This window comes from Curtobacterium sp. MCBD17_040 (assembly GCF_003234805.2).
GTDB lineage: Bacteria > Actinomycetota > Actinomycetes > Actinomycetales > Microbacteriaceae > Curtobacterium.
Window position 1 is genome coordinate 2189161 of sequence record NZ_CP126273.1, and the last position, 13909, is coordinate 2203069.

Consider the following 13909-nt stretch of genomic DNA (forward strand, 5'->3'; position numbering starts at 1 on the left):
CCTCGGGACCGAGAAAGGCAGCACATGTCGATCGACAACGACCTCATCGCCCCGAGCGAGACCGAGGACGCCGTGTTCGAGGACGCCCCGACCGTCGTCAGCATCCGGAACGTCTCGAAGCGCTTCGTCATCCGGAAGGACAACTCCCTCAAGGAACGGATCGTCACGCTCGGTCGCGCCGGGCGCCGACACAGCGAGGACTTCTGGGCCCTCAAGGACGTCAACCTCGACATCCCGGCCGGGACGACGATCGGACTGCTCGGGCCGAACGGATCGGGCAAGTCGACCCTGCTCAAGGTGATCGGCGGCATCCTCGAGCCCAGCACGGGGTCGGTCGCTCGACGCGGGCGCCTCGCCGCGCTCATCGAACTCGGTGCGGGCTTCCACCCGGACCTCACCGGCCGCGAGAACGTGTTCCTCAACGCCGCGATCCTCGGTCTCACACAAGAGGAAGCCGAGGAGAAGTTCGACGACATCCTCCGGTTCAGCGGCATCGGCGAGTTCATCGACACGCAGGTCAAGTTCTACAGCTCGGGCATGTACGTCCGGCTCGCGTTCGCCGTCGCGATCCACACCGACCCGGACGTCCTCCTCGTCGACGAGGTCCTGGCCGTGGGCGACGAGCAGTTCCAGAAGAAGTGCCTCGACAAGATCCGCGAGTTCCAGCAGCAGGGTCGGACGATCATCCTCGTCAGCCACTCCCTCGGGCAGGTCCAGGAGCTCTGCGACCACGCCGTCGTCCTGCACCACGGCGAGGTCAAGTTCCAGGGGTCCGCGCGGCACGCCGTCAAGAACTTCCGCGAGATCCTCGAGGGTCGCCGCGTCGCCGAGGCCGAGGCCGCGGGCGAGGAAGCGACGCCCGGCAAGGTCGAGCGCGTCGAGATCGCCGCGCCGGGCCGCGCGCCGGGCGAGGAACTCCAGCCGGGCGACGACCTCGTCATCCGGATGACCGTGTCCCACACGTCGCCGCTGGAGGAGTGGAACTCGGGGTTCAAGATCGAGAACCAGCACGGCCACCTCGTGTACGGAACGGACAGCCGCAAGATCGGCTTCACGCACCAGCCGTTGCACGGTCGGACCATCGTGGAGTACCGGCTCCGGGACATCCAGTTCGGTGGTGGCCCGTACTTCATCCACTGCTTCCTCGCCAAGAAGACCGGGGAGCACATCGCGATCCTGCGCGAGGCGGCCCGGTTCGTCATGGCCGACGACGACCGTCACGCCGGGATGACGCGGGTGTCGACCGTCGCACGCGAGATCCCCGCCTGACGGTGGTCGACCTCCCGGTCCTCGTCGACGCGACCAGTCTCCCGCCGAACCGCGGAGGCGTGGCGCGCTACATCGTGGGCCTGTTGCGCGGCCTGGCCGAGGACGGCGTGGCGGTGGGTGTCGTCGTGAAGCCCGACGACCTGTCGTGGCTCCGATCGGTGGCACCGTCGCACCGCTACGCGGTCGCGCCCGCCGCCGTGGCGCGTCGTCCGGTCCGACTGCTCTGGGAACAGGTCGGGCTGCCGCTCCTGGCCCTGCGGGCGCGGGCACGGGTGCTGCACTGTCCCCACTACACGTTCCCCCTCGCCGCTGGCCGCAGGTCCGTCGTCACGCTGCACGACGCGACCTTCTTCAGCGACCCCGACGCACACGGGGCCCTGAAGGGCCGGTTCTTCCGGCTGTGGACCCGACTCGCCCGCCGTCACGCGCGGGCCACGGTCACGCCGAGCGCCGCGACGGCCGCGGAGATCGCCCGCTTCGTGCCCCACACCGCGGTCCCCAACGTCGTCGCGCACCTCGGCGTCGACCCTGCGGTGTTCCACGAGCCGACCCCGGAGGCCGTGCGATCGTTCGCGGCCGAGCACGACCTCGACCGCCGCGAGGGCTGGGTCGCGTTCCTCGGGACCGTCGAGCCCCGGAAGCAGGTCGCCGCCCTCGTCGCCGCACACGCCGAACTCCCGGACGCTCCCCCGCTCGTCGTCTCCGGCGGCCTGGGTTGGGACCCGACGGCTCGGGACCTGCTCGAACGCGCGGGGAACCGGCCCGGCGCCCGCCTCCGTCACCTCGGTTTCCTGCCCAACGACCATCTCGCCGCGTTCCTCGGCGGCGCGACCGTCGTGGCGTACCCGAGCACCGGCGAGGGCTTCGGACTCCCGGTCCTCGAGGCCATGGCGTGCGGTGCCGCCGTCCTGACGACGCGCCGTCTGGCGATCCCGGAGGTCGGAGGCGACGCCGTCGCGTACGTGGAGCCCACGGCGGACGCGATCGCCGCGGGTCTCGCGGGCCTGCTCGCCGACCCGGCGCTACGCTCCACCCTCGCCACCGACGGCCGACAGCGTGCGCAGACCTTCACCTGGCGCGCGTGCGCTCGCGTGCACGAGGAGGTCTACGCGGCATGACGACGACCGAACGACGCACGGCCCACGTCGGGATCGTGACCGTCAGCTACAACTCCGGCCGCTACCTGACCGACTTCCTCGCCTCGACCGGTGCGTCGTGCTCCGGCCGGGTCCCGGTCGTCGTCGCGGACAACCGGTCCGACGACCTGGCCGGGCTCCGCGCGGCGACGGAGGCGAGCGGTGCCGTGTTCCTGGAACTCGGCACCAACGCCGGGTACGGCAGTGCGGTGAACCGCGCCGTGGCCGCGCTCCCCCCGGACGTCGACTGGGTGCTCGTGTCGAACCCGGACGTCGTCCTCGCGCCCGGCTCCGTCGACCGCCTCCTCGCGACCGGCTCGGAACGAGCGGACATCGGCGCCGTCGGCCCGGCGATCGTCGAACTGGACGGGACCGTCTACCCGTCGGCGCGCGCCGTCCCGTCGCTCCGGAACGGGCTCGGCCACGCGCTGTTCGCCAACGTCTGGCCCCGGAACCCGTGGACCGCCCGGTACCACAGCGACCGCGACGGCGCCCGACGACGCGACGCCGGCTGGTTGTCGGGGGCGTGCCTGCTCGTGCGCCGCAGCGCCTTCGAGCGCATCGGCGGGTTCGACGAGCGCTACTTCATGTACTTCGAGGACGTCGACCTCGGCTACCGGCTCTCCAGAGCCGGCTTCCGGAACGTGTACGAGCCGGCGGCTCGCGTCACGCACGTCGGGGCGCACTCCACCCGTGGCCTGTCCGATCGGATGCGCCGCGCACACCACGCGAGCGCGTACCGGTTCCTCGCCTCGAAGTACCACGGGTGGTACCTGTGGCCGCTGCGCGTCGCGCTCAGGCTCGCCCTGGGTGTCCGCAGCAGGATGCACGGTTCGACCATCTGACCACGTCGGCCTCCCAGGCCGACCCGACACCTCCCCGGGACTCCACCGATGAAACTCGCAGTCACGCTCATGGTCCGCGACGAAGCGGACGTCATCCGACCGTGGTTGGACCACCACCTCGCACAGGGCGTGGACGTCTTCGTCATCACCGACAACGGATCGGTCGACGGCACCCGCGAGGCCCTCGAGGCGTTCGCGGCGTCCGGCGTCGCCGAGGTCGACCTGCGACACGACCCGGTGCACCGGAAGCAGCAGAGCGAGACCGTGACACGGATGGCCCGCGAGGCGCACACGCTGCACGGTGCCGACTGGGTCGTCAACGCGGACGCCGACGAGTTCCTGTTCGCCAAGGACCGCAGCCTGACGCTCCACGAGGTGTTCGAACGGCTCGACCCCGCGGTGAACGCGTTCGTCGTCCCCGTCGTCAACATGGTCGGTCCCCTCGCTCGGCGCGGCGCCGGCCTGTCGCGGCTCCTGTGGCGCGACGAACGCTCCGCGTCCGAACTGCACGCAGCGGGCCTCATCTCGCAGCCGTCCGGGAACGCGATCCACGTCGGACACCCGGACGTCGCCGTCGTCCAGGGCAACCACCTCGTGACCATCCCCGCGGGCGAGGCCCCCGCCGAGGACCTCGCGCTCGAGGTCCTGCACTTCCCCTGGCGATCGTGGGGGCAGTACGAGCACCGCGTCGAGATCGCCGGTCGCGCGTACGAGGCGAACCCCGACCTCAACCCGAGCCCGAACCACCACGGGATGCGTGACTACCGGCGCCTCCAGGAGGGCGTCCTGCTCCACTACTACGCGCTCCGCCACGTCACCGAGGCGGAAGCCGAAGCGGGGCCGTTCACCCGGGACGACTCCCTCGTCCGCTCGTTCGCCGACCGCGGGACGCCGCTTGCCGACGGCGAGGACGAGGTCGTCCCGGAGGACGAGTTCGTCGACCTGCGCCGGGTCGGAGCCGCGTTGGCGGCGCGCGATGCCGAGGTCGACCGCCGCGAGACCGAACTCGGACGCGTCCGCGAGAACGTGCGGCTGCTCGAGTCGACGGTGCAGCACCAGCAACTCCGGATCGACGCCGTCGAGCAGCTCGCGAACCACCGGGAGGCCGAGCTCCAGCGCATGCGGGCGCGGCGCGTCGTGCGTATGGCCGACCGTGCGGGCGACGTGGCCCGGTCGGTCCGGTCGCGCATCCGCGCGCACTGACACGCGCACTGACACGCGGTCGTCCTCGCTGCGACGCGGAGGTGCCGGAGACGCCGGAGACGCCGGAGACGCCGGAGACGCCGGAGACGCCGGACGCGACGCTCAGGCGCCGTCGGGCCGTCCGCCGTGGTCGGCGTGGACGTCGGGCTCGGAACCCGCGTCGACGCCGACTGCCGGCGGCCGCCGGAGGCGGAGCACGACGGCCGCCACCACCATGAACGCGAAGACGACGAGCGAGACGACGTAGTCGCCACGCGTGGCGGTCAGCGCGATCGCCGGGCCGACCGGGGTCACGAGCCCGACGGCGCTCGAGTAGGCCACGACGGCGCAGATCGACCAGAGCACCGTCAGGACCGTGCCCGCGATGCGCCCGAGCGCGGTCAGTCCGATCGCCCCGACGATCGCGGTGACCGGGACGAGCGGGAGCGCGTAGCGCGTGTTCGGGGCGCCACCGCCCATCACGAACCGGACCTCGAGGAACACCGTCAGCACGACGACCGCGACCATCATCGCCGCGAGCCACCACCCTGCCGGGACACCCCAGAGCGGCCGCCCGACGACCCCGGCGACCTCGGGAACCCCGGCCGGCTGCGCATCGGCGGCGGCGGAGCCGTGGCGGCGTCCGCGTGCACGCAGCGTGCGGACGAGGACGACGACACCGACGACCGCGGCGAGCACGAGCGGTGCGAGGAGCAGGACCCACGTGAGCGGGCTCGTCGTCGGCAGGCCGGCCCGGTACACGGCGAACAGCTGCTCCCAGAACCCCTTGTCGGTCACGACGGACGACGCGGTCCGGTCGTGCCGACCGAGGTGCGCCGCGGCCCAGGCCGGGTGGCTGCCGGCCACGTTGCCGGTGAGCGCGCGATTGCGGAGGTAGAACCACCCCGCCCCGAGTGCGGCGACGACACCGACGACGACGGCCGCCAGCACCCGGCGCCCCCACGCCCCGCGCGCGGTGACGGCACGGGTCGGCGCGACGAACAGGGCGACGACGAGGCCCAGGAGGAAGACGGCGAACACGAGCCGACTCAGCATGCCGCCCACGCCGACGAGCGCCGCGGCGACGACGAGCCGCGTCGTCAGGCCGGTCCGCAACGCCCGCGCCGCCAGCCCGACCGCGAGCGCGCAGAACGTGACGTTGACGAGGTCGTTGTAGATCGCGCCACCGACGAGGATGAGCATGCCGGTCGACGCGGTGGCGAGCGCGGCCACGACCGCGACGACGCGGTCCCCCGGACGCACCTGCCGCGCGGCCCACCACGTCGCGAGCACCGTCGTCCCCGCGATGAGCGCGTCCTCGAACCGGCCGGCGATCACCGCGATGTAGAGGTGGTTGCCGTCGATGAGCGGTCCGACCACGGGCGCGAGGAGCGCGTAGAACAGCGGCGGGTGCTGCGAGACCCACTGCACGGGCGGGACGGCCCCGAAGGCGGGGTGGAACTGGATCCCGCGCTCGAAGACCGGGAGGTGACCGTGCCACACCTCGTAGGCGTAGTCGAGGTGCGCGGTCTCGTCGGCCGTCGACAGCGGCCCGTTGCTCAGCGCACGGGCGACCGAGGCGAGCACGACGAACACCACGGCGGCGACCAACCCGGCGACCTCGAGCCGCGCGTCCCGCCGCGCCCGTCCCTCCCGGCGTCGCTCCCGCGTCGCACTCCGGGGTCCCTCGGCCCACGACTCAGCTGCGGACACGGAGGACCTCCTCGATCAGGACGGCGGCTCGACGGTCGAACGAATGGTGTTCGGCGAACACCGCGGCACGCGCCGATCGGATCATCTCGTCGCCGGGTTGCGCGGCCGCGACGACGCGCCGCAGGTCGTCCGGACCGCCGGCCGTGACCACGACGCTCGGTCCTGCGACCTCGCGGATGCCCGGCACGTCGTCCGACACGACGATGGCCCCCGTCGCGGCGGCGTCGAAGAGCCGGTTCGACAGGAACCCACCGTCGGCCATGTCGGGCCAGTGGTCGTTGAGCACGACCCGAGCGCTGCGGTAGGCGTCGGGCAGGCGGTCGTTCGGGAGGAACGCCCCGCGGACCAGGGGCGCCACCGGTGTCGCGTCCCACCCGGATCCCCACACCGTCAGGTCGAGGCCGGCCGCCACCGCGTCGGCGACGACCGGCCGGACGGTGTCGCGGGTCTTGCCCACGAAGAGGACGTCGCTGGCGAGTTCGGGATCGGACGGTCCGGGTGCGAACCGCGCGGGGTCGGTGGCCTGGAGCAGCGTCCGGACGGGCAGTCCCGTCCGGGCCGCCGTGGCGTCCGCCCACCGAGCGCCCGCGGCGAAGCGCAGGTCGAACCGAGCGAGCTCCGGGTCGGTGACGAGGTCGGGGTGGCTGATCACCCAGAGCACGTTGACCGCGCCGGGGACGACCGGGGTGTCGTCGAGTCCACGGAGGACGAGGCTGACGTCGTCGAGGTGCTCGGAGCGCGGACGGACGTGCCGGTCCCGCGCGTCGACCACGACCTCCTGACCCGCTCGCCGCAGGGCGGCCGCGAGGTCCTGGGCGAAGAACAGGTCGCCCCAGTCGTCACCGCGGGGGCCGGCGTGGGCCGCGATCTTGAGCGACCAGCGCAGACGGACGGCGCGATCGGTCGCGTGCACGGCCCGCACGAGCCACGGCACGGGGACGCGCAGCGCGACGGGACGCCCCGCAGGACCGGCGTCGACGCGTGCGATGGCGAGGCCGCGCGCGGCGAGGGTCGTCGGCGTCCAGGCGTCCGCTCGGTCGTCCCACCCGCGGACGACCGCCTCGGCGTCGGTGTCGAGGCGCCGCGGAGTCTCGCGCGCGTCCCGGTACACGCGTCCGACCGGCACGGCCCGCACGGCCCCGCCGTGCGCGTCCGCAGCGGCACGTGTCCAGGCGGCGAGCGTGACCTGTGCGTCGATCGTGCGCGGCGGGATCCCGACTGCGCTCGTGTGGACGGCGAGGACGGGTTCGTCGGCGGCGAAGACCACCGTGCCCGCCTCGCCGACGTCCTCGACCGGGAACCCCTCGAGGACCGGCCACGTGGGCCACCCTGGACGGATCAACCCGGCACCCGCGCTCGCGACGAGGTCGTCGCGGGTGCGCACGACCGCCTGGACCACCGCGGTGTCCGGCGTGAGCGCGTCGAGGAGGCGTCCCCACGCCTCCGGCTCGGCGTCGAGCGCCGCGTCGACCACGAGCAGACGCGCTCCGACCACGGCCGGGAGCGCGGCGGCGACGGCGCCGCCGACCGTCGCGTGCACGCGCTCGTCGACGCCCTGCCACCCCTGCGGGACGCGCGGTACGGGATGTGCGGTGGCGGGTCCGGCGTGGACGTCGTACGTGGCCAGGAGCACCTGCGCGGCGTCGACCGACGCTGCGGCGGCGTCGAGGGCGGCGGCGCGGTCGGCGAGCGACGTCCGGACGTCGGCGAGCACGAGGACGGTGGTCACGTCGACGCGGAGCGCCGCACGGTCCACGCCGCGCTGGTCGATCTCCGTCGCGATGCCGAGCACGACGGGTGCGTGCCCCGCGTCGGGTGGGCTGACGTCACGACCGGCCAACAGGCGTCGAGCGACACCCGCAGCGACGCGAGCTGGTCCCCGGGTCCGCGCCATGCGTCCGAGGGTAGTGCCAGCGCGCCGCCGACACCGTTCCGCTCACGACCTCCGCTAGGATCGACAGCGCTGTCCAGAGCCCGAGGTGTTCCGAATTTTGAAACTGTTCGTGCAGATCCCCGCCCTCAACGAAGAGGCCACGATCGCGTCCGTGATCGATTCGATCCCCCGCGAGATCCCCGGCATCGACGAGGTCGAGCTGCTCGTGATCGACGACGGCTGCTCCGATCGCACCGTCGAGGTCGCGCGCGAACACGGCGTCAAGCACTTCGTGCACCACACGACGAACATGGGTCTCGCGCGGTCCTTCCGGGACGGCGTCGACTACGCGCTCCTGCACGGCGCCGACATCGTCGTGAACACCGACGGCGACAACCAGTACCCGCAGGCCATGATCACCGAGCTGGTGCAGCCCATCCTCCGGCGCGAGGCCGACATCGTCATCGGTGATCGGCAGACCCGCACCATCGAGCACTTCTCGGCCTTCAAGAAGAGCATGCAGCAGTTCGGCAGCTGGGTCGCCAGCCGCGCGGCCGGCCTCGACCTGCCCGACGCCGCGAGCGGCTTCCGCGCGTACTCCAAGTACTCGCTCATCCGGCTGAACATCGTGACGCGCTTCAGCTACTGCATGGAGACCATCGTCCAGGCCGGGTACAAGCGCCTCGCGATCGCCAGCGTGCCGATCACCACGAACCCGAAGACCCGCGAGTCCCGCCTCTTCAGCAACATCTGGCAGCACATGTTCCAGTCGGGGTCCGCGATCGCCCGGGTCTACCTGATGTACCGACCCATGGCCCTGTTCGCCTGGATCAGCGTGCTGCTCGCCGTGTGCGGGCTCATCCCGTTCGTCCGGTACCTCGTCCTGCTGGCGGTGGACGGCGGGGGCAACCACCTGCAGTCGCTCATCCTCGGCGTCGTCCTCGTCATCACGGCCCTGCTCTCGATCGTGATCGGCGTGGTCGCCGACCTGACACGCCTGAACCGGACGTTGCAAGAGGAGACACTCGACCTCCAGAAGCTCGCCCGGTATGGCGATTGACGCCCCTCCGATCACCCGTCGCGAGCGCATCGCCGTCGTCGCGCTGACGGTCGCGTTCGGGCTGGTACTCGCGCTGTGGGCGGTCCTGACCCCGCTGTTCCACACGCCGGACGAGGCCGCCCACGTGGACGCCGTGGTGCACGTGGCGCGCGGCGACGGCTGGGCGGCACCCGGGCACCTCCGCTACGAGGGCGCGACGGTCCAGGCGCAGGCGCTCGTGGGACACGTCCCGACCGACCAGGGCCCGACGTGGGGCGCGCTGGAACGCCGGTACACGCACCAGACCGGCGTGAACCAGATGACGCAGCACCCGCCGACGTACTACGTGCTCGCGGCCGGTGTCCTGCACCTCGTGCACTACGAGCACCTCCGGTACGACCTCGTCGTGCTCACCCTGCGGCTGTTCGACGCCCTCCTCGTGCTCGCACTCCCCCTGCTGGCGTGGGCGACGACCCGACGGCTGACGGGCTCACCCGCCGCGGCGCTCGTCGGCGGGGCAGCCGTCCTCGCGGTGCCACAGGTCGCACAGATCGGTGCCTCCGCGAGCAACGACCCGCTCGTCATGCTCGCCGGTGCGCTCGTCACGTGGCTCGGGGTCCGGGTCGTGACGGGCGACGTCCGACGCCGCACGCTCCTGGCGCTGTCGGTCGCGCTCGGACTCACGGTCGCGTCGAAGGCGACGGGTCTGCCCGCGATCCCGTTCGTCGCCGTCGCCGCGTTCTGGTCCGGTGTCGGTGTCCTCCGTCCCGCGGTGCGCGCGCTCCGGGCGCTCGTCGCGCTCGCCGTCGCCGGGGTGCTCGGCGGCTGGTGGTGGCTCCACAACATCGTCGTGTACCACGCGCTCCAGCCGAACGGACTCATCGCCCTCCGTCCGGACGAGCCCTGGACCGGCGGGGCGACGCCGAACTTCGGCCAGTTCTTCAACAGCGAGTGGACGGGCCTCGGACCGACGTTCTGGGGTGACTTCGGACGCGCTCAGTTCCCGATGACCCCGGTGCTGACGGACCTGCTCACGATCGTCGGGATCGGCGGGATCGTCGTGTGGGGGTTCCGGCGCGGCCCCGCGCTCCGCTCGGCGATCGCGCTCGCGGTGTTCCCCGCGTTCCTCGTCGCGACCCAGCTGCTCAACAACTGGCAGAGCTACGACCGCACGCAGTTCATCGGCGGCGTGCAGGGCCGGTACTTCTTCCCGGGCATCGTGGCCCTGGTGGCGTTGAGCGCGCTCGCGTGGCGACGCGCCGTCCTGACGCCCGCAGGTCGCGCCCGGTTCGGCCGGGTGGCCCTGGTGACGGCCGTGCTCGTGGCCGCGTACGGCGTCACCGTCGGGTACCGCGGCTTCTGGGAGAAGAACCAGTTCCTCGTCACGCAGGACGGCCTCCACCGGCTCGCGAGCGTGAGTCCCGTCGGCGGCGCCGGCGTGACGGTCCTCACCGTGCTCCTCGGCGTCGCCCTCGTCGTGGCGGCCGTCACCACGTGGTGGGCGATCCCCGCAGCCGCGGCGGCGCGGACGCGCGCGGCGCGGAGCGAGGAGGTCCCGGTATGACCGCCGCCGAGCGCCTCCCGGCCACCGCGGTGGTCGTGCCCCGCCCCCGGGTGACCCGGCGCGAGGTCGTGGTGGTCGCGGTGGTCACGCTGGCGTTCGCGCTCCTGCTCGTCGTGTGGGCGCTCGTCACCCCGATGTTCCAGGCCCCGGACGAGGCCGCCCACGTCGACGCCGTGCTGCACCTCGCGCTCGGCGGCCACTGGGACGCCCCCGGGCAGCTGCACTACCTCAACGCGACGCGTGCCGCGGTCGACTCCGCCGCGTCGACCCCGCCCCTCCAGCGGCCCACCGTCGGTGCCCTCCTCGCGGTGCACCCTGGCGAATCGGTGCTCGTGGACCAGATGTCGCAGCACCCGCCCACCTACTACCTGGCCGCGGCGGTCGTCCTCCGGATCCTCCACCTCCACGACCTCCGGTGGGACGTCGCCGTCGTCGTGCTCCGCCTGGTCGACGCCCTCCTCGTCGCGCCGCTGCCGGTCCTGGTCTGGGCGACGGTCCGGCGGCTCACGCGGGCGCCGCGACTGGCAGCGGTCGCGCCGTTCGCGCTGTTCGCGGTGCCCCAGCTCGCGCAGATCGGTTCCTCCGTCACGAACGAGGCCCCCGTGTTCCTCCTGGGCGGCCTGCTGACGTGGTTCGGCGTCCGGATCCTCACCGGTGACCGGCGCTGGTGGACGACACTCGCGCTCGGGCTGACGTTCGCCGTGCTGGCGTCGGTGAAGGCCACGGGCCTCCCGGCGGTCCTGTTCGTCGCCGTCGCCGTGCTCGCCGCACGCGCCCTCCCCTGGCGGGCACGGCTGGCCCGCGCCGGGGTGGCGCTCGCGATCGGCGTGGTGCTCGGCTCCTGGTGGTGGGTGCACTCCCTCGTCGCCTTCCACACCCCGCTGCCGAACGGTCTCGCCGGTCTCACCCCGGTCACGCCGTGGCCGCCCGGCTCGACGCGGAACCCGGGGCTGTTCGTCGACCAGCAGTGGGACGGACTGACGCGATCGTTCTGGGGCGAGTTCGGCGGCTTCCAGTTCCCGATGACCCCGATCCTCACCGACCTCCTGTCGCTCGTGGCGCTGCTCGCGATCGCGTGGTCGTTCACCCGCCGGTTCCCGCAGCGCGGTGCCGTCGTCGCACTCGGCGCGCTGCCTGCGTCCGTGCTCCTCGCCGTCGTCGCGTACGACTGGCGGTCCTACGGTGGCCTGCACCAGATCGGCGGCACCCAGGGGCGGTTCCTGTTCGTCGCACTCGTCGCGGCGATCGCGATGAGTGCGGTCGCCTGGTCCGCGCTCGTGGTCCGGCCGGTGCTCCGTCGCCGGGCCGCCCGGGTCCTCGTCTTCGCGGCCCCGGCCGTCGGTGCGTACGGCTTGAGCGTCGCCTACCGCGGCGAGTACGAGCAGACGAACCTCGGGATCACGCGTCCCGGGCTCGCGCACCTCGCGTACACGACGCCGCTCGGGTCGCACACCCTCGCCGTGGTCGGCGTCCTCATGGCGGTCGCGGTGGTCGTCGCGGTGGTGCTCGCGTGGCGCTGGTGCGGGCTCGGGTCCGGTCGGGACACGACCGGCCGGGAGGCCCCGCGCACCCCGGTCCCGTCGGTCACCGCCACGGGTCCCGCGATCGCGACCGACCGCCTCCCGGACGTCGACTGACGGAGCTCGGGACGCGACGACGCCCCGGCTCCTGGCGGAGGTCCGGGGCGTCGGGGTGCCGCGCGACGGGACGCGCGTCAGGCGTCGAGGAGGCGCTGCAGGTACACGCCGTACCCGCTCTTCGCGAGCGGTGCGGCGAGCGCGGCGAGCGCGGCGTCGTCGATCCAACCGTTCCGCCAGGCGATCTCCTCGATGCAGCCGATCTTGTGGCCCTGCCGGTCCTCGATCACGCGCACGTACTCCGACGCCTGCATCATCGACTCGAAGGTGCCGGTGTCGAGCCATGCGGTGCCGCGGTCGAGCACCTGGACGTTGAGCGCACCGGCCTCGAGGTACCGCTCGTTGACCGTCGAGATCTCGAGCTCACCGCGGGCACTCGGCTCGATCGTCTTGGCGATCTCGACGACGCGGTGGTCGTAGAAGTACAGCCCCGGCACGGCGTAGTTCGACTTCGGCTCGGCGGGCTTCTCCTCGATCGAGATCGCGCGGAAGGCGTCGTCGAACTCGACCACGCCGTAGGCCTTGGGGTCGGAGACGTGGTACGCGAAGATCGTCGCGCCGTCGATGTGGGTGTTCTTGCGGAGGTTCGTGCCGAGGCCGACTCCGTGGAAGATGTTGTCGCCGAGGACGAGCGCGACGCTGTCGTCCCCGATGAAGTCCTCGCCGATGACGAACGCCTGCGCGAGGCCGTCGGGCGAGGGCTGGACCGCGTACTCGATCGTCATGCCGAGCGCGGAGCCGTCGCCCAGGAGCGCACGGAACTGGTCGTTGTACTCCGGCGTCGTGATCACGAGGACCTCGCGGATCCCGGCCATCATGAGCGTCGACAGCGGGTAGTAGACCATCGGCTTGTCGTAGATCGGCATGAGCTGCTTCGAGATGCCCTTGGTGATGGGCCACAGCCGCGTGCCGGAACCGCCGGCGAGGATGATGCCCTTCATCGCGATCAGGCCCCCTTCAGCGAGTCGTAGAACGACCGGGCGTCCGCCCACTGCGGCAGCAGCCCCTGTGCTTCGGCCTCGGCGAGCGTCGGCGCCTCGGTGTCCTTCGGGGACAGCAGCAGCTCGCCCGCCTCCTCCGGGAACGCGAGCCCGATGGCCGGGTCGACCGGACTGATGCCGTGTTCGCGCGTGGGCTGGTAGACGTCCGTGACGAGGTAGGACACCGTGGCGCCCTCCGTCAGTGCGACGAAGCAGTGCCCGAGCCCCTCGGACAGGAAGATCGCCCGACGGTCCTCGTCATCGAGGAGCACCGAGTCCCACTCGCCGTACGTCGGCGAGCCGACCCGGATGTCGATGACGAAGTCGAGGACCGCGCCGTGCGTCGCCGTCACGTACTTGGCCTGGCTCGGCGGGATGTCCGCGAAGTGGATGCCGCGGACGGTACCGCGCTTCGACACGGACGTGTTCGCCTGCTTGAGGTCGATCGAACGGCCGGTGGCCTCGGCCAGGCGGTCGAAGCGGTACCACTCGAGGAACACGCCACGGTCGTCCCCGAACTGCTTCGGCGTGATCTCGTAGCTGTCGGGGATCTTCAGTTCGCGGATCTGCACCCCGAGAGCGTAGCAAGGCACCGGTTCGCGCCCTCGCCCGGGAGCGGCGCGGCGCGGGTCGGCGGGTGGGCGGGGCGGTAGCCCATCGGTAAGCTCGCC

Annotated in this window: 11 protein-coding genes; 7 read left to right on the forward strand and 4 right to left on the reverse strand. The window is 72.4% G+C overall.

The genetic code is table 11. The features are described 5' to 3' along the window. Positions 1-24: 24 nt before the first annotated feature. The 4 genes from DEI94_RS10250 to DEI94_RS10265 are packed head-to-tail and all read left to right on the forward strand — an operon-like array spanning position 25 to position 4453. Positions 25-1269, forward strand: a complete 1245-nt coding sequence (locus tag DEI94_RS10250) for an ABC transporter ATP-binding protein (protein ID WP_111009545.1) — start codon at positions 25-27, stop codon at positions 1267-1269. 59 nt (positions 1270-1328) lie between these two features. Continuing rightward, on the forward strand, positions 1329-2387 hold the full coding sequence (locus DEI94_RS10255) for a glycosyltransferase family 4 protein (protein ID WP_258377968.1): 1059 nt from the start codon (positions 1329-1331) through the stop codon (positions 2385-2387). Beyond that, on the forward strand, positions 2384-3250 hold the full coding sequence (locus DEI94_RS10260) for a glycosyltransferase family 2 protein (protein ID WP_111026189.1): 867 nt from the start codon (positions 2384-2386) through the stop codon (positions 3248-3250). The genes DEI94_RS10255 and DEI94_RS10260 overlap by 4 nt, the downstream gene beginning before the upstream one ends. 48 nt (positions 3251-3298) lie before the next feature. Next, positions 3299-4453, forward strand: coding sequence for a glycosyltransferase family 2 protein (locus DEI94_RS10265; RefSeq protein WP_111026190.1), 1155 nt, complete (start codon positions 3299-3301; stop codon positions 4451-4453). 102 nt (positions 4454-4555) lie between these two features. Here the strand turns inward: DEI94_RS10265 and DEI94_RS10270 are convergent, their stop codons facing one another. Further along, positions 4556-6145, reverse strand: a complete 1590-nt coding sequence (locus DEI94_RS10270) for a glycosyltransferase family protein (protein WP_181441748.1) — start codon at positions 6143-6145, stop codon at positions 4556-4558. Next, positions 6132-8039 (reverse strand): glycosyltransferase family protein, encoded by a 1908-nt coding sequence (locus DEI94_RS10275; protein WP_146249437.1) that lies wholly within the window; start codon positions 8037-8039, stop codon positions 6132-6134. Before DEI94_RS10275 ends, DEI94_RS10270 begins: the two co-directional genes overlap by 14 nt. Positions 8040-8148: 109 nt before the next feature. Between DEI94_RS10275 and DEI94_RS10280 the strand changes: the two genes are divergently transcribed. From DEI94_RS10280 to DEI94_RS10290, 3 genes are read left to right on the forward strand one after another with little or no spacing between them, the layout of a single operon-like run. Continuing rightward, positions 8149-9078 carry a glycosyltransferase family 2 protein gene (locus DEI94_RS10280; protein WP_375334619.1) on the forward strand — a complete coding sequence of 310 codons (930 nt, stop codon included), beginning with the start codon at positions 8149-8151 and terminating at the stop codon, positions 9076-9078. Beyond that, on the forward strand, positions 9068-10621 hold the full coding sequence (locus tag DEI94_RS10285) for a DUF2142 domain-containing protein (protein WP_111026192.1): 1554 nt from the start codon (positions 9068-9070) through the stop codon (positions 10619-10621). The genes DEI94_RS10280 and DEI94_RS10285 overlap by 11 nt, the downstream gene beginning before the upstream one ends. Then, a complete protein-coding gene (locus DEI94_RS10290; protein WP_111026193.1) occupies positions 10618-12258 on the forward strand; it encodes a DUF2142 domain-containing protein in 1641 nt (546 codons plus the stop codon). Before DEI94_RS10285 ends, DEI94_RS10290 begins: the two co-directional genes overlap by 4 nt. 77 nt (positions 12259-12335) lie before the next feature. On the opposite strand, the gene rfbA is transcribed toward DEI94_RS10290, so the two are convergent. Together rfbA and DEI94_RS10300 are read right to left on the reverse strand one after the other, a co-directional pair. Continuing rightward, positions 12336-13199, reverse strand: a complete 864-nt coding sequence (rfbA, locus tag DEI94_RS10295; protein ID WP_111009537.1) for a glucose-1-phosphate thymidylyltransferase RfbA — start codon at positions 13197-13199, stop codon at positions 12336-12338. A 5-nt stretch (positions 13200-13204) separates the two neighbouring features. Continuing rightward, a complete protein-coding gene (locus tag DEI94_RS10300; RefSeq protein ID WP_111009536.1) occupies positions 13205-13810 on the reverse strand; it encodes a dTDP-4-dehydrorhamnose 3,5-epimerase family protein in 606 nt (201 codons plus the stop codon). Between the last annotated feature and the right edge of the window lie 99 nt (positions 13811-13909).

Excerpts from the sequence above, each read along its gene's own strand:
- DEI94_RS10250 (WP_111009545.1), top strand. The coding sequence starts at position 25 with ATGTCGATCGACAACGACCTCATCGCCCCGAGCGAGACCGAGGACGCC.
- DEI94_RS10265 (WP_111026190.1), top strand. The coding sequence starts at position 3,299 with ATGAAACTCGCAGTCACGCTCATGGTCCGCGACGAAGCGGACGTCATC.
- DEI94_RS10290 (WP_111026193.1), top strand. The coding sequence starts at position 10,618 with ATGACCGCCGCCGAGCGCCTCCCGGCCACCGCGGTGGTCGTGCCCCGC.
- DEI94_RS10275 (WP_146249437.1), bottom strand. The coding sequence starts at position 8,039 with ATGGCGCGGACCCGGGGACCAGCTCGCGTCGCTGCGGGTGTCGCTCGA.
- rfbA (WP_111009537.1), bottom strand. The coding sequence starts at position 13,199 with ATGAAGGGCATCATCCTCGCCGGCGGTTCCGGCACGCGGCTGTGGCCC.
- DEI94_RS10260 (WP_111026189.1), top strand. The coding sequence starts at position 2,384 with ATGACGACGACCGAACGACGCACGGCCCACGTCGGGATCGTGACCGTC.
- DEI94_RS10285 (WP_111026192.1), top strand. The coding sequence starts at position 9,068 with ATGGCGATTGACGCCCCTCCGATCACCCGTCGCGAGCGCATCGCCGTC.